Annotated in this window: 2 protein-coding genes; both read left to right on the top strand. The window is 32.1% G+C overall.

The features are described from left to right. Positions 1-68: 68 nt before the first annotated feature. The gene (locus ULVI_RS01920) at positions 69-509 is read left to right on the top strand and encodes a hypothetical protein (RefSeq protein WP_068589072.1); all 441 of its coding nucleotides are present in this window, start codon (positions 69-71) and stop codon (positions 507-509) included. Beyond that, complete coding sequence (locus ULVI_RS01915; RefSeq protein WP_068589065.1) at positions 493-1,260, top strand: tetratricopeptide repeat protein; 768 nt, start codon at positions 493-495, stop codon at positions 1,258-1,260. Before ULVI_RS01920 ends, ULVI_RS01915 begins: the two co-directional genes overlap by 17 nt. Positions 1,261-1,722: the final 462 nt, after the last annotated feature.

Here is a 1,722-nt window from a genome sequence, read left to right as displayed (position 1 = left end):
TAAAATTAATTCGAACAGTTTGTCCGTTTTGCAGCTTACTGTTCTTATGCAAACCGTTGCCCACAATTATGAAAAAAAATATTGCTGTAATTTTTATACTATTGTCATTTATCTCGTGCGCTGACGATAACACAGATTGTGAAGGATATTTTGCACCCTATTGGACAACAGAGATGCTTGGAAAACCTCACAACACAAAATTAAAAGGAGAGAATTACGCAATCCGAAAAGCATTTTCAGAATTAAAAAAATTAGAAACAGAAATCCAACCAAAAAATGGATTTATCACGATAAAACTTCACTTGGATAAATATGGCGGTTTTTGCAAACAAGAAATTTTTGAACTAAATAGTGAATACCAAAATGTAAACTTCAATAATGGAGATTTGGTTAAAAAACTTGGTTCAGTTTCAAGTAATTTAAAAAGTTGGAGCAACGACACAGAAACTCAAACTTACTATTTAATAAACTTCACAATTAAAAACGGAAAAATTGAAGAAATTTTTTAAAATAATAGGAATAATTTTTGGCATACTTTTACTCATTTTAGTTTGTTTTGTCATATATATTTATTTCTGGAATAATAACAGAATAGAAAAAGCTGAAGAATTTGCTCAAAGAATAGAGAATTTTGAGTCAATGGAAAGTAATGAATATATGCAATATTCTATTCGTTTCAATAAAGCTGGAGATTTTGAGCAAGGCTTCAAATATTTGAATAAAGCTGTTGAGCTTGACCCAACTTTACATTTAGGTTATCGTGGTTATATGAAATTGAGATTTTTGAGAGATTTTGATGGTGCACTTTCAGATTTTGACAGATTAGATAGTTTGACCCCAAACTTTAACGATGCACCTTGGGGAGAAAATATAGATTTTGTTCGTGGCGAATGTCACTTTGGTAATAAAAATTATCAAAAAGCAATCGATTGTTTTCAACGAAATATAGTAAACCAAACAGTAGGTTATTCAGATATTCAATCGTTTGTTTATCTTGGAATGTGTGAATATGAACTTGGCAATTATGAAAAAGCAATTAATGAATTTAATAGAGCTTTAGAACAATCGGACAAAACAACTGAGGCATATTATTTTCTGTCAAAAGTTTATCAAAAGTTAGATAATTTGCCAAAAGCAAGAGAATGTATAGCAAAATCCAAGGAAACTTTGAATTACAAACGGAATGACCCATACAACGAATATCTAAACGAAATTTATTTGAGCGGAATAAAAGATTTGGAAAAGCAGTACGCACAATAACTGTGGGCAACAAAGTATAAAAACAATAGGGCAATTATATCAAAACCGAAAGGTTCTGGCGCATTTGCGAAGTCGCCAAATTTAAAAATTCGGCTTGTGTTCAACCGAATGGTTTGCGGTCATTTTCAGCCCTACTGTTCTTATACAAAACCGTTACAAGTAATGGCGCCCGTAACGCAAAAATTCTCCAAGCATTTCGCAACTGAAACTATAAAATTACGCTGAACTGACAAGCCGCACGCAATCTGAACGCTTAATAAAACTTCTGAATAAAAATTGTTCGCAGCGAAACGGAAGCGGAAACTTAATGAAGACAACACGACTTATAAAACTGATTGGACAGTACATTTAATTCAATGGTCGGATTACTGAAAACGGGAAATGTTGAGAGAGTTATTTAGTTTTATAAGCCTAAAAGTTCAGTAATTAATACAAAAATATCGATGTTACTTTGCGGCGCTG

Source organism: Cochleicola gelatinilyticus (genome assembly GCF_001637325.1).
GTDB lineage: Bacteria > Bacteroidota > Bacteroidia > Flavobacteriales > Flavobacteriaceae > Cochleicola > Cochleicola gelatinilyticus.
This window is presented reverse-complemented; position numbering and strand designations above follow the sequence as displayed.

What these genes read in the sequence shown, in the direction of transcription:
- ULVI_RS01920 (WP_068589072.1), top strand. Translation starts at nt 69, where the DNA reads ATGAAAAAAAATATTGCTGTAATTTTTATACTATTGTCATTTATCTCG.